Annotated in this window: 19 protein-coding genes and 2 pseudogenes; 17 read left to right on the top strand and 4 right to left on the bottom strand. The window is 62.5% G+C overall.

Annotated features, from left to right (window positions below):
- Nucleotides 1-9: 9 nt before the first annotated feature.
- The 12 genes from LKE06_RS18440 to LKE06_RS18380 all read left to right on the top strand — a co-directional run bounded on the left by LKE06_RS18440 (nt 10) and on the right by LKE06_RS18380 (nt 15,147).
- Nucleotides 10-1,530, top strand: a complete 1,521-nt coding sequence (locus LKE06_RS18440) for a bifunctional 3-(3-hydroxy-phenyl)propionate/3-hydroxycinnamic acid hydroxylase (RefSeq protein WP_228000484.1) — start codon at nt 10-12, stop codon at nt 1,528-1,530.
- Nucleotides 1,527-2,357: an SMP-30/gluconolactonase/LRE family protein gene (locus LKE06_RS18435; RefSeq protein WP_228000483.1), complete on the top strand. Its 831-nt coding sequence runs from the start codon at nt 1,527-1,529 to the stop codon at nt 2,355-2,357. The genes LKE06_RS18440 and LKE06_RS18435 overlap by 4 nt, the downstream gene beginning before the upstream one ends.
- Nucleotides 2,354-3,952: an AMP-binding protein gene (locus LKE06_RS18430; RefSeq protein WP_308188382.1), complete on the top strand. Its 1,599-nt coding sequence runs from the start codon at nt 2,354-2,356 to the stop codon at nt 3,950-3,952. The genes LKE06_RS18435 and LKE06_RS18430 overlap by 4 nt, the downstream gene beginning before the upstream one ends.
- Nucleotides 3,953-4,222: 270 nt before the next feature.
- A complete protein-coding gene (locus LKE06_RS18420) occupies nt 4,223-5,410 on the top strand; it encodes a cytochrome P450 (RefSeq protein ID WP_228000481.1) in 1,188 nt (395 codons plus the stop codon).
- A 91-nt stretch (nt 5,411-5,501) separates the two neighbouring features.
- Entirely contained in the window at nt 5,502-7,094 is a 1,593-nt protein-coding gene (locus tag LKE06_RS18415) for a phytoene desaturase family protein (RefSeq protein WP_228000480.1), read from the top strand.
- Nucleotides 7,091-7,864 (top strand): SDR family NAD(P)-dependent oxidoreductase, encoded by a 774-nt coding sequence (locus LKE06_RS18410; RefSeq protein WP_228000479.1) that lies wholly within the window; start codon nt 7,091-7,093, stop codon nt 7,862-7,864. The genes LKE06_RS18415 and LKE06_RS18410 overlap by 4 nt, the downstream gene beginning before the upstream one ends.
- Before the next feature lie 162 nt (nt 7,865-8,026).
- A complete protein-coding gene (locus LKE06_RS18405) occupies nt 8,027-8,218 on the top strand; it encodes a ferredoxin (protein WP_228000478.1) in 192 nt (63 codons plus the stop codon).
- A complete protein-coding gene (locus tag LKE06_RS18400) occupies nt 8,215-9,414 on the top strand; it encodes an NAD(P)/FAD-dependent oxidoreductase (RefSeq protein ID WP_228000477.1) in 1,200 nt (399 codons plus the stop codon). The genes LKE06_RS18405 and LKE06_RS18400 overlap by 4 nt, the downstream gene beginning before the upstream one ends.
- A 701-nt stretch (nt 9,415-10,115) precedes the next feature.
- A complete protein-coding gene (locus tag LKE06_RS18395) occupies nt 10,116-11,078 on the top strand; it encodes an MBL fold metallo-hydrolase (protein WP_228000476.1) in 963 nt (320 codons plus the stop codon).
- 143 nt (nt 11,079-11,221) lie between these two features.
- On the top strand, nt 11,222-12,211 hold the full coding sequence (locus tag LKE06_RS18390; RefSeq protein ID WP_228000475.1) for a zinc-dependent alcohol dehydrogenase: 990 nt from the start codon (nt 11,222-11,224) through the stop codon (nt 12,209-12,211).
- A 663-nt stretch (nt 12,212-12,874) separates the two neighbouring features.
- Nucleotides 12,875-14,032 (top strand): lipid-transfer protein, encoded by a 1,158-nt coding sequence (locus tag LKE06_RS18385; RefSeq protein WP_372477391.1) that lies wholly within the window; start codon nt 12,875-12,877, stop codon nt 14,030-14,032.
- 863 nt (nt 14,033-14,895) lie between these two features.
- Entirely contained in the window at nt 14,896-15,147 is a 252-nt protein-coding gene (locus LKE06_RS18380) for a hypothetical protein (protein ID WP_228000473.1), read from the top strand.
- Nucleotides 15,148-15,582: 435 nt separating this feature from the next.
- Here the strand turns inward: LKE06_RS18380 and istB are convergent, their stop codons facing one another.
- From istB to LKE06_RS18365, 3 genes and pseudogenes are all read right to left on the bottom strand, one after another.
- Nucleotides 15,583-16,413 (bottom strand): IS21-like element helper ATPase IstB, encoded by an 831-nt coding sequence (gene istB, locus LKE06_RS18375; protein WP_228000666.1) that lies wholly within the window; start codon nt 16,411-16,413, stop codon nt 15,583-15,585.
- Nucleotides 16,414-16,443: 30 nt separating this feature from the next.
- Nucleotides 16,444-18,093: pseudogene (gene istA / locus LKE06_RS18370) on the bottom strand (IS21 family transposase).
- A gap of 302 nt (nt 18,094-18,395) precedes the next feature.
- Nucleotides 18,396-18,548 carry a hypothetical protein gene (locus LKE06_RS18365; protein WP_228000472.1) on the bottom strand — a complete coding sequence of 51 codons (153 nt, stop codon included), beginning with the start codon at nt 18,546-18,548 and terminating at the stop codon, nt 18,396-18,398.
- A gap of 35 nt (nt 18,549-18,583) precedes the next feature.
- Between LKE06_RS18365 and LKE06_RS32825 the strand changes: the two are divergent.
- The 5 genes and pseudogenes from LKE06_RS32825 to LKE06_RS18340 all read left to right on the top strand — a co-directional run.
- Nucleotides 18,584-19,104: pseudogene (locus LKE06_RS32825) on the top strand (AraC family transcriptional regulator); the annotation flags it as partial.
- Nucleotides 19,088-19,246: a hypothetical protein gene (locus LKE06_RS18355; RefSeq protein ID WP_228000470.1), complete on the top strand. Its 159-nt coding sequence runs from the start codon at nt 19,088-19,090 to the stop codon at nt 19,244-19,246. The pseudogene LKE06_RS32825 and the gene LKE06_RS18355, both read left to right, overlap by 17 nt.
- A 66-nt stretch (nt 19,247-19,312) precedes the next feature.
- Nucleotides 19,313-19,630 carry a hypothetical protein gene (locus tag LKE06_RS18350; protein WP_228000469.1) on the top strand — a complete coding sequence of 106 codons (318 nt, stop codon included), beginning with the start codon at nt 19,313-19,315 and terminating at the stop codon, nt 19,628-19,630.
- Nucleotides 19,627-20,064 carry a hypothetical protein gene (locus LKE06_RS18345; RefSeq protein ID WP_228000468.1) on the top strand — a complete coding sequence of 146 codons (438 nt, stop codon included), beginning with the start codon at nt 19,627-19,629 and terminating at the stop codon, nt 20,062-20,064. Before LKE06_RS18350 ends, LKE06_RS18345 begins: the two co-directional genes overlap by 4 nt.
- Before the next feature lie 178 nt (nt 20,065-20,242).
- On the top strand, nt 20,243-20,704 hold the full coding sequence (locus LKE06_RS18340; protein WP_228000467.1) for a DUF6010 family protein: 462 nt from the start codon (nt 20,243-20,245) through the stop codon (nt 20,702-20,704).
- A 39-nt stretch (nt 20,705-20,743) separates the two neighbouring features.
- Here the strand turns inward: LKE06_RS18340 and LKE06_RS18335 are convergent, their stop codons facing one another.
- Nucleotides 20,744-21,430 carry a TetR/AcrR family transcriptional regulator gene (locus tag LKE06_RS18335; RefSeq protein ID WP_228000466.1) on the bottom strand — a complete coding sequence of 229 codons (687 nt, stop codon included), beginning with the start codon at nt 21,428-21,430 and terminating at the stop codon, nt 20,744-20,746.
- Nucleotides 21,431-21,512: the final 82 nt, after the last annotated feature.

Genomic DNA, 21,512 nt, shown 5'->3' with positions numbered 1-21,512 from the left:
GAGGAACCGATGTCTACGAAAGAAGCACCCGAACCATACGATGTCGCCGTCGTGGGAGCCGGACCCGTTGGACTGGCTTTGGCAGTTTTGCTTGCCAGAAGTGGAGTCCGGGTCGCGGTTATCGATCCGAATCGGATCGCCCTGCATCATCCCCGCGCAACACATATCGATGACGAAACAATGCGTACGCTGCAAACTCTTGGGGCAGAGTTTCTCGAACCAAAGTACCTGCGGCAAACAGGATTCAGCCTGTTGGGTCCGGATGAGAAGGCTTTCCTCAATCTGAGGATGCCCGATACCGAATCGGATCAAGGCTGGTTCACTGATTACCAGTTCCACTCCCCCGACTTCGAGTCCTATCTTCGCGGGTCGCTCGCATCCGAGCCGCACGCCAGCCTGCTGCTCGGGTGCTATGTCAGTGAGATCGACCAGGATGATTCCGGGGTAACTCTGGCAGTGCGCGAGCGGACGACCGACTCCCGACGCACACTGCGAGCGTCCTTCATAGTCGGTACCGACGGGGCGAATTCGACAGTGAGAAAGCACGTAGGGACGACGATGGAGGACCTGGGCTGCACCCAGCTATCGCTCATCGTCGACATCGACCCTTTCGTCTCCTCGCCAGACCTTCCGACGAATAGCGGGTTCGTCCGGTGCGAGCCCAAGTTGCCTGTCACCTTCGTTCCCGGCTACCCGCCGTACCAGCGGTTTGAGTTCATGCTGACCAAGGAACACGACGTGCAAGAACTCAGCAGGCCGGAAAAGGTCTACGACTTGCTTTCTCGTTGGTACACACCTGGAACGTATCGCGTCATGCGCCACGACGTGTACGAGTGGCACTCGGCCCTGGCCTCCACATGGCGCAAGGGGCGAGTACTCCTTGCCGGCGACTCCGCTCATGAAATGCCTCCGATGCTCGGGCAAGGGCTGTGTTCGGGGCTACGTGACGCGATGAATTTGGCCTGGAAGCTCAGCCTCGTGGTCCGAAAAGAATCTGCCGACACACTCCTCGACACCTACGAATCCGAACGGGCCGCACACGTTCGGCCCTACATCGAGGAGTCGGCGCGACAGGCCAACATGGTCGAGGCCTTCAGCTACGGAGAGGTGCCGCCGGCGATAGAGCAAGCGCAGGATTCCGAGCGCTACCGACCGCTGCTCGGGCCGGGCCTGGTCCAGAATCCGGGTGGCGCGATTGGGCAGCTGGCACCGCAACCGCGGAACCGCGCAGGCGATCGCCTGGACGATGCCACGGGATACGCCTTCGTCGTAGTCGGAGACAGTGATGTCATCGCTGGTACCGACGAGTCGTCTCGTGCACTCTGGGCACGACTCGGTGCCGTCGTACTCGTCACCGAGCCCGGCTCAGCCACTACGGAATGGCTGCAGAACAACGGTGCTCGAGCGGCGATCATCCGGCCCGACCGTTACGTTTACGCCCTGAGTGCCGACTCCACCGAACTCGATCGTGTCAGCAGTGGCCTCGGGAGAACGTTGTTCGCCGCGGACACGGCTCGGGTGCCGGCGTGAACGCCCCAGGCGAGCCGGCGATGGTCTGGGGCGAGGGCCTGCGTTTCCGAGACAGCGCGCTGTGGCTGTCCGATACGCAAGGATCACGCCTGTGGACCGACAGTTCTGGTCGATGGACGCCGTTCGAGCTCGACAGTCCATCCAACGGGTTGTGGTTTCTTCCCGACGGCAGTCTGGTGGGCGCGCTCATGCACGAACGTAAGGTCGGGATGTGGGACGGCAACCGATGGCGAACCTATGCCGACTTGGAGAAGGTCGCCATCGGACCGTTGGGTGACATGGTCGGTGACAGCCGGGGCAATCTGTATGTCGATGATGTCGGCTTCAACGCGGGCGCCGGCGAGCAACCGGTCGCCGGTCGGGTGCTTCTCGTCCGGCCCGATGGAACATCATTGGTAGTCGCGAGTGAACTCCTCATGCCGAACGGCCTGGTCCTTGTCGATGGTGGGCAGACATTGCTCGTCGTGGAGACAGTCGGGCAACGAATCGTCGCGTTCGATGTAAACGCGGACGGCAGCCTCGGCGGCCGCCGCCTCTACGCCGACCTGGCTGTGCTGATCGGGCCGGACGTCAAACCTGACGGAGCCTGCACGGCGGCTGACGACGGCATCTGGGTAGCCGATCTGAACGGCTGCGTCATGGCGAAGGTCATCGAGGGCAGCGTTGTTCGGACAACCAGCACCGCGCCCAAGCATCCAATCTCATGTTGCGTTCGCGACGACGGCATGCTGATCGTTGCAGCCGCGACCTTGCCCGATCTTCCACTGCACGACGCGCTGCGCTCGGGACAGGTTCGAGCATCTCTTGTCGAAGCGGGAAGCGCATGACGGAAATGCTCGCCACTCGCTCGACGACTGCACTAGTTCCCCGAGACTTGTTCGCAGACAGGATTTCTCGCTTCGGCGGTCGCACCGCCGTGGTGTCCCAGAGCGGGACGCTCAGCTACCGAGACCTTAGCGACGCCGCTTCTCGTGTCGCGGTCGGTCTGAGTCGTCTCGGAGTCGTGGCGGGAACCCCCGTCGCCATAATCCTGCCCAACTGTGTCGAATACCTGGTGGCCAGTCTGGCCATCTACCGACTGGGTGCAGTCAAGGTGCCGGTCAACCCGGGATTGAAAACCGCCGAGGTCAACTTCATCCTCACTGACAGCGATGCGGAAGTAGCCATCACCGATGATCAGCACCCCGACGTGGCTACCGGTGGTTCTTTGCGCCATGTCGTTGCCGTTCGCAGTGTCGAACCGGAGGCGACTGCATGGACAACTCTCTTTGAAGACCCGTCCGGTACATCACCGCCCTGTCATGCGATCGACCCCAGCGCACCAGGGGTCATCTTCTACACCGGCGGGACAACCGGGCGACCAAAAGGAGTAGTACATACCCAGCAATCGCTGGCGACAAATCTGCTCGCGCAACTCCTCGAAACCGCACTGCAAGACGACGAGCGGATGCTGCTGAGCACCCCACTCGCACACGCCGCTGGTGCGATGGCCGAGATCGGACTTCTCAAAGGCGCAACTCTCTATATCGAAAGCGGCTTCAACGTGAGCCGCACACTCGATCTTCTATCCAATGAGCGCATCACGTTCACCTTCATGGTGCCGACGATGATCTACGCACTACTTGATGCAGCACAGGGTCTCGCGACATCTGACTTCGCGCTCCGCACCCTGCTGTACGGCGCGGCGCCAATAGACCCCGCGCGTCTGCAACAAGGGATCGATCTCTGGGGCCCCGTATTCATGCAACTCTATGGACAAACAGAGGCTCCCAACTTCATCACCCGCCTGACCCGTGAGGACCACTCCAACGGAGAACTCCTGCGGAGTACCGGCCGGGCTACCGCCCTGATGGATGTCGCCATCCTCGACGAAGACGGCCAGTCGCTACCCTCAGGTAGGCCCGGTGAGGTGTGCACTCGCGGACCATACGTCATGTCTGGTTATCATAAACTTCCCCAACAAACACTAGAAGTGCTCTACGATGGCTGGCTCCATACCGGCGATATCGGGTACCTGAACAATGATGGATACCTATTCCTGCTGGACCGCAAAAAGGACATGATCATCAGCGGGGGGATGAACGTCTACAGCGCAGAAGTTGAAGATGCTCTTCGCGATTGCCCCGGAGTCGCCCGCGTGGCAGTAATCGGAATTCCAGACCCATACTGGGGCGAAGCTGTCACCGCAGTCGTCGTTGCCGACAACACCGAGAACAGCCCCTTCGACACACGCATCGCAGCCGAGCGCTGCAACGATACGCTGGCCGGCTATAAGCGGCCGAAGCGGTACGTCGAAGTACGTGAACTTCCGCTGACATCGTTGGGAAAGATCGACAAAGCGGCACTCAAAAAGAAGATCACTGATGGCGATCGACCATCCAGGCCGCCCGTAGCGGATCATAACAACAGCACGCCACACTGAGGCGAATCGAAATCGATCCAGATTTAAAGGAGAAATCGTGACGAACAGACACAGTGGAAAACGCCGGTCGTGACTTCACGCTTGCAGCGCATCTAATTCGACACACGGAGACTGGCGAGCACATTGCCTACCAGGCGACGTATCTCGCTTCCGACGAGTCGAGTCGGGTCACAGGACAAAACCTCTCGATCGACGGCAGTTGAACCGCGGGATACCCCTTGCCAACCCATATGCGCCCTGCGCCACCTCACAAGATAAAGGAGGTCACCGATGACCGACGCGAACCCAGGTGAAATCTTCACCCCGCACAACGCCACCCATCGAAATTCTCCGGACACGTACTTGCAGAACGCGCGCGCGCAGTGTCCGGTCAGTCGGGCCAGTGACGTTCTGTACGTAGTAAGTCGGGACGAGGACGTACGACGAATTTTCACTGATCAACAGCATTTCTCGAGCCGTGGCAACTTCACCCTCGGCGAACAAGATCTCGAAGTTCCAGTGCCCCTGATCACAATGACCGATCCTCCGGTTCACACCGGACTTCGGAAGCGTCTCCTGAAAAACTTCGCGCCGGCACGACTGCGCAAGCTCGAACCTGAAATCGCCAAAGTCGTTGCAGATGCAGTGGGCGAATTGGAAACACAATCCGGCACAGTGGACCTTTACGACCGGTACATAAAGTCCATTCCGACACGGGTTCTCTACGCGTTCATCGGTATTCCAAGGGAAATGTGGGACACAGTACAGGAGTGGGCCGATATCATCAATGAATCACTCCTGTCGGCGCCGGAAGAAACAACGGAATATGCACGTCTGACACAGTACATCGGGGAGCTCGTGGAGGAGCGTCGCTCGATGCCAGACAACCGCCACACGGATGTCCTGGACAATTTCTGCTTTGCCGACGAGGGCGAACGTGAAATGTCTTCCTTCGAGGTGGTCATGCACATCTGGCAGCTACTGGGTGCTGGAACCGATACAACCCGCGCATTGATGTCGAACTGCGTATTCCGCCTCCTCGAGAGTCATGATCAGTGGGATCAGATCGTTGCGGACCGATCTCGACTCACCAATGCTATCGAGGAATCACTGCGCCTTGACTCGCCGGGGACATATATGACACGGAGCGTTCTCTCGGACGTCGAGATCGGAGGCTGCCCTGTCCAGGCCGGCAGTAAGGTCTACTTGAGTCTGCAGTCCGCAAACCACGATGAAAAAGTATGGGGCGACGACTCTCTGGAATTCAACTCCAGCCGGGCCGGAGCAGCCGCCCATGTCGCATTCGGAAACGGCATTCATGCTTGCCTCGGCGCGCCACTCGTGCGGATCGAAGCAAGGATCGCGATCAGCGCTCTGATGGACCGTTTCCCCAATTTGTACTTGGCCCCAGGGATAACGTGGAGGAATATTGACAGCTATCTCTTTCGCCGCGCGGAAGATATAGCTGTAGTCCTGTGAGGCGGCTGCGCCTGTCACGTGGCTCGCGCGTTGGGGCACCCATCTTCCATATTTCACCTCCCTCTCCCCCTCTGCAGCATAGGAATTCAAGATGAAGACAAACGCCGATGCAGATATCGTCGTCATCGGTTCCGGTCACAATGGTCTTGTGGCCGCGGGCTATTTGGCGGCAGCGGGAAAACGCGTACTGGTTCTCGAGCACAACGACTACATCGGCGGCGGGGTGAGCACCGCCGAGCTGACCGAGCCGGGCTTCCTCAGCGAGCGCTGCAGCATGGTGCACGTTCTCATCCAAGCGAACCCCCTGATCACGAATGACGAACTGGGCCTACTGAGTCGGTACGGCCTGGAATACATCCACCCGGAGGCCTCGTATGCCGCGGCATTCGAGGATGGATCCCACCTACCGATCTTCCGAGACCGTGCAGCCACGATGGCACAGATCGCCGAGATCTCTCCCCGAGACGCCGAAGCATACGACCGCTTCATGGACCTCGCCGTGCAGATAGTCGACATGGTCGCGCCGTCGTTCTTCGTGCCCCCCGCGAACGCCGGCGAGCAGCTCGCGATGCTCGCGACCACACCGACGGGAAAGGAGATGATCCGCGCCTCCGGGATGAGTGTGCACAGTGTGCTGGCGGAGTGGTTCACGGACGAACGCGTCCACATCGCTCTTTCCCGGATGATCTCCGAGATCAACCTGGCGCATCCTGGTGACCTCAATACGGGCCTCTACGCCTACGCGGGCCCCGGATTCAACGAGCGCTTCGGGATGGCGTATCCGCGCGGCGGCGGAGAGGCGTTCACCCAGGCGTGCGCTCGCTGCATCGAGGACCACGGTGGTGAGATCCGAACCTCGGTTTCAGTCGAGAAGGTACTCACCGAAGGTACGCGGGTCGTCGGCGTCCGAACCTCGGACGGCCAGGAGATCCGGGCCGGCGACGCGGTCCTCGGCGCCATCCACCCACACCGTCTGGGCGACATGGTGGAGGGCATCGATCCGGCGATCGCAAGGACCGCAGCGAAGACTCGTCTCTCGACCTATTCTGCCCTCGTTGTGCACGCATCCCTCGACGAGCCGCTGGACTTCAAGGCTGGGCCCGGTCTCGAGCGCGTGCCGTGGATCACCCTGACACCATCCAGCCTCGAAGCCGTATATCGCAGCTACGACGAGCTTCGACGCGGTCAACTGCCCTCGAACCCACTTCTCGAGGCCGGGTGCCCATCGATCGCCGACCCGTCACGTGCGCCCGAAGGAAGGGCGCTGCTGCATATGCTCAGCCTGACGACCCGCAACCTCGCTGACGGTGGGCCCTCCCGCTGGGAGTCGATCAAGAACAGCGTGGCTGACAGCTATCTCGACCGCCTTGGGACCTACATCACCAACTACCGCCCAGGCCTGGTGCGAGCGCGCGAAATCGCCACACCTCTGGACATCGAGGCGCGCAGCGCGAGCTTCGTCAACGGTGACTACATCGGCCTGGCCATGCACTGGGACCAAATGGGCACAAACAGGCCAACGCCTGAACTCAGCGGATACACCGTGCCAGGGCTCTCCGGCTTTTACCTGACCGGTCCGTTCATGCACCCCGGTGGTGGCGTACTGGGCGGAGGCCGAGCCACCGCCATGGTCATGTTCGATGATCTTGAACTGGATAGCGCCGGCGAGGTGATCGCACGATGACATCACCGTCGGAGACTCACGCGGACCGTGTCGCAGTAGTAACCGGGGCCGGCCGCGGTATCGGCAGGGCGATCGCCGTCGGCCTCGCCCAGCGAGGTGCCACAGTGATCGCCGTCGATCGCGAACCTGCCGAGGAAACCAGCGAGTCGATCCACGAAGCGGGATTGACGTGCTTTCCAGTAACGGCGGACGTTTCCGATCCCGGCGACGTTCAGCGCTTGCACGATGTGGTGACCCAACAGTTCGGCACATGTGACATCGTTGTCAACAACGCCGCGATATCCGGAGCTGCGCCCTGGAACAAGCTCGACTACTCCTTCTGGCGCCGCGTTCTTATTACAAACCTCGACTCTCAGTTCCTGGTCTCAACCGTATTCGCCCAGGGAATGATGGAGAAAGGCCGCGGACGAATTGTCAACATCAGCTCCTCGTCGATCTACAGCGGCCCACCGGGACTCACCGCCTATCTGACAAGCAAAGCCGGTGTGCTGGGTTTGACGGCCGGGCTGTCGGCGGACCTGGCACCGTACGGAATCACAGTCAACGCCGTTTCCCCGCCTTTCACTCGTACCCAGATGGTCGATGAGGGGGTGGCCGCAGGCGCCTTCCCCCCGGATATCGACAACCTCCTGGCGGCGCAGCAGTCCATACGGCGTCCCGGCGCCCCGCGCGATGTGGTCGGTGCTGTCTGTTTCCTCTCCGGAGACGAGGCCGACTTCGTAACGGGCCAGTTCATCGTCGTCGACGGCGGACTGACCCGGCATTTCTGATTAGAGAAGGACTTCGGATGCAGCCCGACCGCAATACACCTCCTCGACATCAGCCAGACCCCGCGCGCGGGGCCACAGTTTCGCCCTAGGGCATCCGACAGCGTTACGGAGCAACCTCGTCGAGCGCGATGCTCCGACCCAACAAACAACAAAGGAGTTGACGTGAAGCTTATCCTCGACCAAAACCGCTGCGAGGGCCACGGACTATGTGCCGAGGCAGCGCCTCACCTGATGCATCTCGATGATCATGGTGAGCTGATCCTCGACGGCGCAGAAGTCTCCTCGTCCGCCGTCACGGCAGCCGAAGCGGCGGTGCGCGTGTGCCCCGTCGCCGCCCTGAAGGCCATACGATGACGCGTGAACGGATCGTGGTGGTTGGCGCATCGCTCGCCGGCTCCATGATGGTCGACACCTTGCGTCAACACGGCTACACAGGGCAGCTGACACTGATCGGAGCCGAGCCGAGGACCGCGTACAACCGGCCTGCACTATCCAAGGGAATTCTGACCGGGAGCGATCAACCGGATGCCATCGCACTCCCCCCACTGTCGTGCGAAGTCGACCAGCGGCTCGGCACGGAGGCAACTGGTCTGGATCTCGATCGCCGCGAGGTACTGCTCGCCGACGGCGACCGGATCTCGTACGACAAGATCGCCATCACGACAGGGGCACGGGCCCGGCGTTTGGCGGACCTGGGCGCCGCGGACGATGGCGTAGTCGAAACTACCTTTCGAGACCTCGACGACGCTCTCAGTCTGGCTCGACTGCTGGCCAAAAGGCCACGGGTAGTCATTGTGGGCGCCGGGATCCTCGGGATGGAGTTGGCGTCGGCGTGCGCCGCGCAGAACGCGAGAGTGACCGTCGTCGACCAGCAACCCCCGCTGCGGGGCCAGCTCGGGCCCTATCTGGCTGATCTGCTCACGGACGCCGCCGCGCGTCTTGGTGTCGAGTTCGCGCATCATCCGGGCGGAGTGCGGCTACGTGGAACGAGCGGGCCGCCGGTGGCCGAGCTCGGCGACGGGCGACGCTTCGAGGGAGACCTGGTGCTCAGCGCGGTCGGTTGCACCCCCAATGTCGAATGGCTGGGGTCATGTGATCTGCCGATTCGAGGCGGAATTCTGGTCGACGAACGGTGCCGTGTCGGACCGCGAATCGTTGCTGCAGGCGATGTTGCCGCGTTTCCCTCTACCGCCGGTCACCGACGCACCCCGTTGTGGAACAGTGCGCTGGAACAAGCACGTACTGCGGCACAGTCGCTGCTGCAGGGCGATACGGCAGCGCCGCTGACGCCCTCGCCATACTTCTGGACCGAGCAGTTCGGCATCATCCTGCGGGCCTGTGGCACGCTGCCGGTCGCCGGCGAGCCGACCGTTGTGGAGAAGGAAGGTGATCAGTTCCTGCTCACTTGGCCCGAGGGCACCGCAGCCACAATCAACAAGCGGATCCCCATCAAGCGCTTACGCGCGCTCGCGGCAGCTCGAGGCGAGGTCGTGCTCGAGAGGCAGAGCCTGGCCGACGCATCAGGTCAAGCGCATCGAACCGCCGGCTGAAACGCATGTTGCCCGGCTAGAGCTTGTGTCGAACACTTCCGCGTAAGAAGGCCCGTCTGTGTCTGTAGTGGCAATATTCTGTCTCGACCGGCCCAAACGTGACCTTGTGCGTAAGTGTTCACTCCTTTGTAGGGCAGGGGCTGTGGTGTTCAGTTCGAGTGAAGTCGGCTGAAAGTACCGTTACTCCAAGCCTTTTGTTGCCCGCGCTCGTCGGGCCAGCATCACGTTTGGTGGAGGCCGGAGATTCGGATACTCCCAAGTGTTCACACCCTCGGAACGGCAGCTTTCAGGCATTGAACGATGCAGCTACGCCCGTCTCCTACTACCGGAGACCGAGTTCCTTCGCATGCCGCCGAATGCCATGCCTTCTTCGGTCGCAAAAAAACATCGTTCGTCTCGCAGCTGCGCGGCGGCCGACCTCAGCAGTGTTGACAGATGAAAGGGCACCCATGTGTCTCGAGCTAGGAAAGCTTTTCGCCGAACGGGCAATATCCGAGTCGAGCCGCCGCCGGTTCCTGAGGACACTGGGGTCCGCCGCTGTCGGCGGCGCCGCCGCGGCTTCACTTACCCCGAGCGCCGCCGCGTTACCCCTCGGCTCGTCCGATCGTCAAGAGACGCCTACTCGTACCCGACTGATTCTGCTCGGCACCGCCGGCGGACCGGCACTCCTTGGCGGGTCGCGATTCGGGGTGTCTACAGCGGTGGTCTACGACAACCGTGTCTACGTCGTCGATCTGGGCGTCGGGTCCCTGCAGCGCCTCCGACACAGTAGCGCTGTGGCGAGCGACCCCCTCCCCTCCGCCCTTACCAACGTGCATGGGATCTTCTTCACCCACATGCATAGCGATCACCTCGCAGACTGGCCCGCCATGTACGCCACCGGCCCGTTGAACAGTATTGGACAACCTAGATCATCTCCGATCACGGTACGAGGACCGGGACCTCGTGGAAGCCTTCCGCGGGTATTTCCCTCCACCAGGCCCGAACCCGCAACCGTCAATCCATCCGACCCCACTCCCGGAATCACCAGCATGTCGGCCTACCTCGAGCAGGCGTGGTCTGCCGATCTGAACGACCGCGTGCGGGACAACAATGGGATCCTGCCGTCAACACTGTTCGACATCCAGGACATCGATCTCGCCGACATCTGGAACATCGAACCAGACGGGATACCACCGCGCCTGACAACGCCCATCCCGATACTCACGGACGGAGACGTTACAGTCACGGCCACTTTGGTCGATCACCGTCCGGCCGCACCGGCCTTTGCCTATCGCTTCGACACCCCCGACGGCTCCATCGTCGTCTCCGGCGACACAAACGTCAGCGCGAACCTCATCGACCTCGCACGCGGGGCGGACTATCTAGTACACGAAGTGATCGACCCCGACTTCGTCGAGCAACTGACGTCGCCCCTTCCTCCTGACATCGGGGAGCCGCTGCGCCAGCACCTACTCGAGGCGCACACGACAATCGAGCAAGTCGGGAGAGATGTGGCACAGCCCGCAGGAGCAAAGAATCTTGTGCTCACCCACCTTGTGCCTGCCACCAACCCCACATCCAAGTGGGAAGCAGCCCGAAATGGGTATTCGGGCAACCTTATCGTCGGCGAGGACACCATGGAACTCATGGTCACCCCAGCGCCTGATCGGCGCCCTCGCTGACGCGAAAAGGCCATTCGAAGCACGAGGTGCCACCACTTCGGCGTACTCACTGCCTCGACAGCATCCCGCGTCTCGGCTAGTCCGGCCATCGCCACCAAGCTGCGACGCCCTTCATTGAGCCCAACTAATCTAGGAGTCAACGCATGAAAGCCACGGGAATCTTCTGGTCCGCGCCCAAGCAGGTCGAAGTCCACGACTTCGAGATCCCTGATCCCGGCCCCGGCGAGGTCTTGGTTGAGAACGTCCGGACGCTCATCAGTCCCGGCACCGAATCGATGTGGCTGACCAATGATGGCCTACACGCCTTGCTCGGCACGACCTTCCCATTCACACCCGGCTACACGATTTGTGGTCGCGTCGTCGCGAAGGGGCCAGAAACCGACAATTACGCGCTCGGCGACGCCGTATTGGCCGGCTTCGACAACCACATGCGACCACTCGGAAGCCATGCGACACATTCGCTGACGGTTGTCGAACAGATCAACCGCATCCCCGACAATATCTCTTTCGAGCAGGCGGCATTCTTCCAGCTCGGTCACACTGCGGTGCACCTCATCGAACTAGCTCATGTCGAGCCCAGTGACACAGTCGCCGTCGTCGGCGTCGGCGCAATCGGCAGTATCGCCGTGCAGATCGCCCGAGCGGCGGGTGTCGCATCCGTTGTCGCCGTGGACATCTCCGAAGGGCGTCTTGATCAAGCGGAGACATTCGGTGCCGATGTCCTTATCAACCCGACGTCGCCAGGAGCCATCGAAGAATTTGTGGAACGCACGGGTGGCGCCACCCGGGTCATCGACCTTTCGGGAAGCACAACGGGCGTCAACACCGCGATTGCTATGGCGAGTTCGCGCGCTCGTATCGTTCTTTCGACGGGGCACCCGGGTCTAATGGCCATCGATCATGAAGGGATCTTCCTCAAGGCGGTCGAACTCGTGGGAGGGTACGTCAACGCCTACATCGAACGCACCCAAGACCAGATCGACGAGTTCCTCCGGCTCATCGAAACCGGAGAGGTCACCATCGATCACGCGATCCCGGAGCCGGTGGCCCCACAGGAGGCGCCGGAGATCTACCGGCGGATCTTGGACAAGGATCCCACCATCGGTTCACCGATGTTCCGTTGGAAGGATTAGGCACGGATCTGTGCCTTCGTTGGACCGGGCACGTTCCTGTTCAGCGCCTCGCTGTATCTAAGTCCCCTTGCAAGTATGAATTGTTTAACACCAATTGACATCCGAAACCTGCTACTCCCACGACAACGCCCTTGGCCGTGACCACAGCTGTGCGCCTCCAAGACCATCACCCTCGACCGATCCAGGGAGTGGCGGACGCGTCCGCTCATACCCCACATCGTGAATTCTGCGAGAACATCACGAAATTCAACGCGTCGTCATCGGAACCAAACCGTCCGGACTACTGCGCACCCACAGCTGCACACAACGGTCACCAGCACGTCAAATCCCCCCACGAACGGACTTCCCACACACATGAATATCAGGACACTCACCGCGACATCGGCTTTAGTGATCGGCGCACCTTTTGCGCGGGCGATGACTCCACGAACCTGCTGGGGCATATTTGCTGACTCCTCCGATCGATCGAGCGACATGCTCGAACGCGCAACTCCAGCCGAGGGTATTGACGAGAAACATAAACCGAACCTGGCCGTTGGTAGAGTACGAGCTGGTCTTTCTGAGTGTGGCGAACCGATGCACCAATCAATTAGGACTTAGTGCGAGCTATTCATCGGATGTCAGGAGGGCTTCGTGAAGGACGTCGTCGTTGCGGGTGTAGGTATGGTCCCGTTTACCAAACCCAGGGAAAGTGGCAGTTACGTGGACCTCGGCGAGAGTGCCGCCCGAGCTGCGCTCGCCGACGCGGGAATCGACTACGGCGCCGTCGGCCAGGCTTACGTCGGGTATGTATACGGAGATTCGACCTCAGGCCAAGCTGCGTTGTACGGCCTCGGGCCGACAGGAATCCCGATCGTCAACGTCAACAACAACTGCTCGACCGGGTCGTCGGCACTGTTCCTGGCACGCCAGGCAGTCGCGAGCGGTGTCGTCGACTGCGCACTAGCCCTCGGCTTCGAGCAGATGACTCCGGGGGCACTGACCGACGCTTTCGCCGACCGGATCTCCCCGCTGTTCCGCCACGACAAAACCCAGCGCGGCATCCAGGGCTGGGACGAAACGGCCCCGCCGAACGCCCAGTTCTTCGGCGGCGCCGGGCAAGCTTACGTGGACGAGTTCGGCATTGATCCCGCTGTGTTCGCACGGATTTCAGTCAAGGCGCGACGACACGCCGCCAACAACCCCTACGCGGTCTTCCGCGATCCGATCACCCTCGAGGACGTACTCGCTTCTCCGGTGATCTACGGTCCACTGACCCGGCTGCAGTGCTGCCCACCCACATGCGGCGCTGCCGCGGCGATCGTCTGCACTCCGGAGTTCGCCCGCGCACACGCCTGCGACGGACAGGTGCGGATCAAGGCCCAATCGCTGGTGACTGATACACCGAGCACATTCGACGCCGACGATATGCGTCAGGTGGTGGGCTACGACATGACGGTCGAGGCCGCGAGACAGGTGTACGAGGCAGCCGGCGTCGGCCCCGAAGACATTCGCGTGGTCGAGCTGCACGACTGCTTCACCACCAACGAATTCCTCACCTACGAGGCGCTCGGTCTCACCCCACATGGGACCGCGGAGAAGTTCGTCCTCGACGGCGACAACACCTACGGCGGCCGCGTCGTCACCAACCCTTCAGGCGGTCTGCTGTCCAAAGGACACCCACTCGGCGCCACTGGACTCGCGCAGTGCGCGGAACTGGTCTGGCAACTGCGCGGGGTGGCTGAAGCACGTCAGGTGGACGACGTAAACCTCGCACTGCAGCACAACCTGGGCCTCGGCGGCGCCTGCGTGGTGACCCTCTACGAAAAGATCGGTGCCTGATACGGAGTTTGAGGTTCCGGCTTAAGTGAATGTCACCAGTTCGACGGGCTGGATGATCACTGGCCGTAGTCTGCCGGAGGTGTCGGGCCGGGCCGGCTCGTGAGGTTCCTGCGGCTCGTTCGGGCTGGCTCGCTGGGGGTTTTGCGTCCCGGTTCGACACCGGCCGCGGGCCTGACTCAACAGAGGTGTGGGATACACAGGCCGAAGGCCGGAATGTCGCCCGCGGCTTCCTATACCCGACGAAGAATCAAGAGAGGGGCTGCTCTCGGGGGCCGAGCTGAGGTTCACCGGCGTGCCCGCGGAAATTGGCCCCAACCAGAGCCGGTGGTGTCGGCAGTAGCTTTCCGCTCGCGACAAGTAGACCCTGATCACGGGTTTGCCGGGAATCTGTGCGACGCAGGCGGGACAATGCTTGCGCGTCGATGAGCTGACGCCGGCGAAACGCAGGCTGGGCGTGCGCGGATCAGTGGTGACGTGTCGAATGTCCGGCATCGGCAGGCTGCGTGCCAGCTGCTTCAGCGGGATGCCGGAGAACACCGCGAGCCGTTCTCGTGCGGTGAGGTTGAGCTGGACGTCCCAGTTCTTGGCGACCATGAATTGGTGAGGGCTGGCGTTCGACGTATGCCCGATTGGCTGTAAGGGTGAATTCTGAGGCCACTTATCGGTGAATTCTGAGGTCACTCAGGGGCGATCAAGGGCAGCCGTATCGGTGAATTTCGGGGTCACTCCGGTCGGCGTGTCAGGTCGCCGGGCGGGTCAGAAAGGCTGGCCATGGGGCACCCGGTTCGAAATCGCGCGCTCAGCGGCAATGTAGTGCGTTGCCATCGGCTGCTGGGTGTCCTGTTCTGTGGCAGTCTGGCGGCGTGGGTGAGAGTGAACAGGTCGGGCATGGAAGCGGAGTCGAGGCGATCATCGAGAAGATTGCGGTCAGTAAAGGGCGCGTCGTCGGGGAGGAGGTTGCCGCCGGGAGAAAGGATGGGCTTCGACTATTAGCGCATGGCATGGCTCGGCCCGTCCGGGTGCTCTTCTACTGCTCGGTGGTTATCGGTATTTTGTTGCTGGTCCTTCTGTGCGTAGGAGTGGCCTTCTTCGGGTTCCTGGTCTTCTTCTTTTAGTGGCGATGCGACGCCGGTGTGCCAGTACCGAACCTCGGCTGCTCCGACTGCGGCGACAGGCCGGGGCGCCGACCGAATCGCTTGGCACAAAACGTCTTGCGCTACATCCGAAAATCGGCATTTCAGTGCGTTCCAGAGTCACTCCGCCAAACAGTTGCCGATGTTCCTCCTGGAACGCTCAGGACTCAGTCGGCATCGAGGCCTACGTCGTGTCGACACCAAACGCGTGCAGTGGGCGATCCGAGCCAGAAAGCGACGACGTCTCGGGCTCGGCCACCAACGGGGTTGATGGCGCCGAGCGCCGTGGTGAACCGATTCGGGTCGAGTGCGGGTGCGGTCGTCGTGCTTCCGCTGGCCGGACCAGGGCTGTGGGAACCGGGGCCCGGCTGCGTTCGCTGTGTTGGGGTGGTTCGTAATTCGCCGATAGACCGCTAGTCAGAGCACGGTTTCCAGTGACTGCTGAGCATCGGTGAATGCTGGTTGCTGCGGTGCCTGCGCAGTGGTGTTAGCGGTGTTGTTGAGTGCGGCGGTGCGGGTGAGTCGGTAACTGTCGGTGCCGGTTTCGATGATCTGCCCGCCGAAGGTGAGGCGGTCGACGATCGCGGCGCAGAGCCGTGGTTCGGGAAACGTGTTCGACCAGCCGGAGAACGCCTCGTTCGAGGCGATAGCGACGGAGTTCTTTTCCTCGCGTTCGGTCAAAACCTGGAACAACAGCTCGGCGCCGCGCTTGTCGAGCTCCATATATCCCAGTTCGTCAATACAAAGCAGATCGACTCGCCCGTAGCGGGCGATCGTCTTGGCCAGCATCTTCTCGTCGGCGGCTTCGACCAGCTCGTTCACCAATTTCGTTGCCAGGGTGTATTTCACGCGGTAGCCGCGCATCGCGGCTTCGGTGCCGAGCGCGATCAGTAGGTGGCTCTTGCCGGTGCCGGAGTCGCCGATCAGGCAGAGCGGCGTGCCTTTCTTCACCCAGTCGCAGTTGGCGAGGGTGTTGATCACGGCGGGGTCGATGTTGGGGTTGGCGTCGAAGTCGAAGGCCCGCAACGATTTATCGCGCGGGAATCCGGCGGCGCGGATGCGGCGTTCGGAGCGGCGCCGCGCCCGGTCGTCGCATTCGACGAGCAGCAGCTCGGCCAGAAACGCCCGATAGCTCATTTGGTCGCGGGTCGCGGTCTCGACGATGTCGTTGAACTGGGTGCGGATGCTGGGCAGCCTCAGCATCCGGCATGCCTGGTCGACGGCGGTGTCGGCGGCCTGGTCGGTCATGCCGTGACGGCGCGGGGTCGGGCTGGTCACCTATGGATTCCCTTCTGCGGTTCTCGGTTTGGTGATGCGGAGCAACTGGTCGTAGATGGCGACCGATGGCAGGGGCCGGGTGTCTGGCGGTAGGTGCGCCAGGCGGCGCGCGGTCAGCGACGGAACCGGATCCGGGTCCGGGGCGGGTTCGTCGAGATCGACCACGTGGGCCAGCCGCGGAGCGGCTTCGGCGGCCTTGCGGGCTTCGAGTGCGACCGCGTCCGCGGTCAGCGCGCCCGCGCGCAGCGCGGCGTCCAGACCGGCGACGACCTGGTCGTGAGGCATGCTGCGGTGCAGCAGAAGAACTTCGATGATCGCGCAGGTGCCGTCACGCTCACCGTGGCCTTTGCGGACCGCGGCCCACCACGCGTCGTGGCTTTTGGTGAACTTCCCGCTCTGGCGGGCTTGTTCGAGAGCGGTTGCCCCGGCCATCGCGCCGGGTTTGCGGATCAGCGCTTCGAGATAGTGATCGAGTTCCACGCGCGTCAGCGCCTTGCCGATCAGGCGTTCGTGGCGGGCGATCTCGGTGCGGCCGTCGTAGACGACCAGCCAGGAGGCGTGCAAAAGGATCCAGACCGGGCGGCCGACGAACCGGATCGGGACACTGTATTTGTTGGTCCGCGCCGCGACCATCGAATACCGATCCACCCGATTGGCCAGCCACGACCCGGTCTCGAATTCCTCGGCGGGCAGGCGTTTCAGCGTCGGCGCCTCCACCGCGAAATGCTCGCCGATGGTGCGCGCCCGCGCCCCGATCCGCCGCGCCAGGTCCCCGGTGTCCCACCCCTCGACCAGCGAGTTCAGTTCCTCGAGCGACTCGACCTGCGGGACAGGGACGAAGTGATTGCGCCGTTAGTAGCCGATCTGGCCCTCGACACCACCCTTCTCGTGGGCGCCCTCGATGCCGGGGATGCAGTAGAACGGATCGTCGATGCCGTAATGGCTGCGGAACGCGGTCCAACGCTCGGATTCGGTTCTGGCCCTGCTCAACCCGAGAACCTTCGCCACCGCGGCCTTCAAATTGTCGTAGCGGATCTTGCCGTGCGGCACCCCACCGAGCACGGTGAACGCGTGAACGTGCCCCTCCAGGAACGCTTCTTGCCCGCCCGAGTCCGACACCCGCTGAACAGAGCGGCCCGAGAACGACATTCGTAGCGAGAACAGGTAGAGCACAGTCCGTTCGCCCCGCAGTTCGACGGTCACCTCACCGAAATCGACCTCGGCTTGCTCACCCGGGCGGTAGGTCTGCGGGATGAACACCTGCGGCGGCTCGCGGCCGGCCGCGAGCCTGATCTGCGGTTTACGCCGATCAACGTAATCACGGACCGTCTGATAGGCGATATCGGTCATGCCGTGCTCATCCAGCAGCCGCTCGAAGATCCGCTTGATCGTGTGCCGCTGCTTGCGTGGCGCGTCCAGATCCGCCCGCAGGGTCTCGTCGATGAACGGTTTGAACGGTTTGAACGGATCCAGCTTCGACGCCCGCGCCGGATACTCCTTGCGTTTCTCGGGGAACGCCGAGGTCAGCGCGGCATTGACCGTGTGATAGCCGACGTTGTACTTGCGCCGTAGTTCCCGCCCGGACATCCCCGCTCGCGAGTCACGGCGGATCGCCGCGTACAGCTGCGCCTTGGACTGGTTCGGCGGCACGGGTCAGCTCCTACGGCCGTTGCAGATTGATAGCAGTGTGATCCTGCCACCGCAACCCGTCAGGTGGTGCCAAAATTCGCCGATACCAACAGCTTCCGAACCAGACCGGTGCCGAGATTCACCGATCGACGGTCTCGCGATTCACCGATAGAACCACCCGATTGACCGTATAAGAGTTGTGGGCCTGATTATTTCGTTCGCGGCAGCGAGCCGGAATACGAACGACAGGGTCGTTTCGCCGCGGACCGGGCGGACCTTGAACGGCAGCGGGGCGGCGGGCTTTTGCCAGAGCGCGAAAACGGTCATGACAGCGGCTTCCGGCGTGGGTCGTATCGATTACCGGCGGCGATGTCGAGAATGACTGCCTCGAGGTGGGCTTTGGTGATCTTCTCCTTGCCATCGCTGATCGCGTCGTTGGCCGCCTCATAGATCAACTGATCCAGACTGCCGATCATGCCACCGGTGCGGGCGTGCAGGTAGGGCGCCCAATCTGGACAAGGTCATCCCGTTCGACCTGTCCACGCCGCTCGAAGTTTTCTCGCGGACCCGTCTGCCCGACGGGCGGCCTGGCTACCAGGTTCGGGTCTGCGCCGAGCGCGACGAGATAGACGCCGGCGCCTTCACGCTGTCTGCACCCTGGGGCTTGGAGGGACTCCAGGATCCGGACACGATCATCGTGCCCGGAGTCGCCGACGCCACCGCCCCGCTCTCCCCTGCCGTGCTCGACGCGTTACGGTCGTCCGCTGCCGACGGCACGCGGATCGCCTGTATCTGCTCAGGCACCTTCCCCCTTGCTGCTACCGGGCTTCTCGATGGGCTGCGCGCCACGACTCACTGGCTTGCGGCCGGGCTTCTGGCCACCCGGACATCGAGGTCGACCCGAACGTCCTGTACGTCGACAACGGCCAGTTCCTCACCTCCGCTGGCGCAGCCGCAGGCTTGGATCTGTGCCTGCACATGATCCGCCGCGACTATGGTTCGGCGGTCGCCGCCGATGCCGCTCGCCTGTCGCACCTCCGGGCTCGACCTCGGGCTCTACGTGCTCGAGCGCGAGCTGGGTCCGCGCATCGCGCACGCCGTTGAAGAGTTGTTCGCCTACGAACGGCGAGGCACCGTCTGGCGTGCCCAGGGACCGGCTCCCGCCACCCTCTGAACACCCCGGCCGCCGCTCCTCGTCGGCCGGTTCCCGTCACACACAGCAGTCAGGAAGAACGTTGCTATGCCCGCAGAAGGCACATGGAATCTGTCCATCTCCACCCCCATCGGCAAGATGAAGGCCGTGGTCGAACTCCGTTGTCACAACGGAGTCCTGATAGGAGCCGCCCACGGAGACGGGGAAGAGGTACTGCTGAACGACGTTGTCCTCGAAGGTGATCGGCTCACCTGGAAGCAGACCATCACCAAGACGATGCGGTTGAATCTGGTGTTCGACGTGATGGTCGACGGCGACACCCTCCAGGGCACCTCCAAGGCCGGCCGCCTGCCGTCGTCGAAGGTCGCAGGCGAGCGCCAGGTCATCTCGGAAGGCCAGGCATGACAAAGCTCTTTCTGTCCTTGCATGTTCTGGCCGCCATCGTCGCTATCGGCCCAGTCACCGTCGCCGCGAGCATGTTCCCCGCGATCTCGCGTCGTGCCCTCGGTGACGCCGACGACCGTGATGCCCGCACGACCCTGCAGACACTGCATCGCATCTGCCGGGTCTACGCGGGCGTCGGCATCGCAGTCCCCGTTCTCGGCTTCGCAACAGCCAGCAGCCTCGGTGTCCTTGGCGACGCCTGGCTGATCACCTCGATCCTGCTGACCAGCGCGGCAGCCGGCGTGCTGGCACTACTGATCCTGCCCGCCCAGGACCGTGCACTGGCCGCGACGGCGGGCGCCGCTTCGGCCGGCACCGCCCCCCTGGACCCCGAGCCGTCTCGCCATGGTCACCGGCCGTATTCACCGTCCACATCAAGTCCATTTCATCCTTGATGGGCCCCACCCACGGCTGCGCCTACCTGTTCGTCGTAATCGCGACCTTGCGCCTCAAACAGGCCCCTACGGCCGCCAAGATGCTGGCCCTCATTCCAGGCGTCGGCGGGCTACTCGCGCTGCGACAACTCGACAGACTCCGACCGACCCACGCCCACACAGAAGAAGTCCTTCCATCATGAACCTCATCTCCCTAGTGATTGTCGGCATCATCTACTGCCTGCTGATGTCGCTCATCAAAGAACCGCGCAGAAGACACTTCAACGCGATCATGGTCGGCGGAGCCGGAGCCGCCTACCTGAGCGGATGCGGATTCGGCCCGTGGGAACTCGCTTTCGTTGCACTCATGGCCTACGTCGCCTACCGAGGCTTGGAATCCTGGACCTTCATCGGCATAGGCTGGCTGCTCCACACCGCCTGGGACATCGCCCACCATCTCAAGGGAAATCCGATCCTGCCGTTCCACCACGACTCGTCCCTGGCATGCGCCATCTGCGACCCGGTCATCGCCCTATGGTGCTTCCGCGGAGGACCCGATCTGATCGCACTCGCCCGCCGACGGTTCAGACCCGGCCCGACCGAACCGCAAAAGCAGACTGGATCGCCGAGCGACGCGGAGGTGAATCGATCGCTGGGTTAGCCTGTGCATCGGCTCATCATTGCCGCGGCTTCCGCGCGGCTACGGCGTGCCAGCGAGCCTGCCAATCACGTCGTACACCTGGGGCGGAGCCAACGGGACGGAGGAAAGCCGCGTTTGCACGGGTTCTGTGTTCAGCCCATCGAGCAAGAAGGCGACTTGGCGGCGCCATACATCGGGTGCGATGTCCGCGGCTGCACGAGCGAGCAGTGCGTTTGTGCCGAAGAAGAGCAGGAGGTCCTCGGCGGTGAAGTCCGAGCGGATGGCGCCTGCCGCCTGGGCTCGCTCGATGATCCGTGTCGCGGCGTCCTTCGTCTGACCACAGAGGGCCATCAGGCACACTGCAGCCGGGTAGCGTCCACTCACGATGTCGGCGACCGCAGGGTCGGTGGCCTGCAGTTCGCAGACCTTCTCGATGTAGTAGGCGAACCCTTCCCCCGCCTTCTTGAAGGCTAGGGAATGCTCCGCGGCTTCGCCTAGATGGCCCGCGGCCAGGCCGACAACGACTTCGTCGATGAGTGCCTCGCGGGTACCGAAGAGGTTGTAGAGAGTTCCGTGGCTGACGCCGGCCCGGCGTGCGATTTCCCTCAGGGAGACTTGGAGGCCGCGCTCCTGGTAGAGCTCGGTGGCGGCCGCCCGCAGTTTCTCCGCGTTCCGTTGCGCATCAGCCCGCACCCGATCGTCCCTCCTGATTCTGGCGTTTACGACCTTCACGGTCACCTTCTCCACCAGTCTATCTTGACCGGGTGGTGAAGTTAGGTGCTATGCTCCATCCTTAAGTTGACCATGTGGTCAACTATCTGTTGTGTCT

Origin of the sequence: Nocardia australiensis (assembly GCF_020733705.1) — a bacterium.
GTDB classification, from domain to species: domain Bacteria; phylum Actinomycetota; class Actinomycetes; order Mycobacteriales; family Mycobacteriaceae; genus Nocardia; species Nocardia australiensis.
Note: the sequence above shows the minus strand (reverse complement) of the source record. Positions and strands in the feature narration are given on the sequence as shown.

Coding starts and splice junctions, on each gene's coding strand:
- LKE06_RS18365 (WP_228000472.1), bottom strand. CDS start 18,548: ATGATCGGCAGTCTGGATCAGTTGATCTATGAGGCGGCCAACGACGCG.
- LKE06_RS18340 (WP_228000467.1), top strand. CDS start 20,243: ATGAACCTCATCTCCCTAGTGATTGTCGGCATCATCTACTGCCTGCTG.
- LKE06_RS18400 (WP_228000477.1), top strand. CDS start 8,215: ATGACGCGTGAACGGATCGTGGTGGTTGGCGCATCGCTCGCCGGCTCC.
- LKE06_RS18345 (WP_228000468.1), top strand. CDS start 19,627: ATGACAAAGCTCTTTCTGTCCTTGCATGTTCTGGCCGCCATCGTCGCT.
- istB (WP_228000666.1), bottom strand. CDS start 16,413: ATGACCGACCAGGCCGCCGACACCGCCGTCGACCAGGCATGCCGGATG.
- LKE06_RS18430 (WP_308188382.1), top strand. CDS start 2,354: ATGACGGAAATGCTCGCCACTCGCTCGACGACTGCACTAGTTCCCCGA.
- LKE06_RS18440 (WP_228000484.1), top strand. CDS start 10: ATGTCTACGAAAGAAGCACCCGAACCATACGATGTCGCCGTCGTGGGA.
- LKE06_RS18390 (WP_228000475.1), top strand. CDS start 11,222: ATGAAAGCCACGGGAATCTTCTGGTCCGCGCCCAAGCAGGTCGAAGTC.
- LKE06_RS18355 (WP_228000470.1), top strand. CDS start 19,088: ATGCCGCTCGCCTGTCGCACCTCCGGGCTCGACCTCGGGCTCTACGTG.
- LKE06_RS18385 (WP_372477391.1), top strand. CDS start 12,875: ATGGTCCCGTTTACCAAACCCAGGGAAAGTGGCAGTTACGTGGACCTC.
- LKE06_RS18350 (WP_228000469.1), top strand. CDS start 19,313: ATGCCCGCAGAAGGCACATGGAATCTGTCCATCTCCACCCCCATCGGC.
- LKE06_RS18410 (WP_228000479.1), top strand. CDS start 7,091: ATGACATCACCGTCGGAGACTCACGCGGACCGTGTCGCAGTAGTAACC.
- LKE06_RS18415 (WP_228000480.1), top strand. CDS start 5,502: ATGAAGACAAACGCCGATGCAGATATCGTCGTCATCGGTTCCGGTCAC.
- LKE06_RS18420 (WP_228000481.1), top strand. CDS start 4,223: ATGACCGACGCGAACCCAGGTGAAATCTTCACCCCGCACAACGCCACC.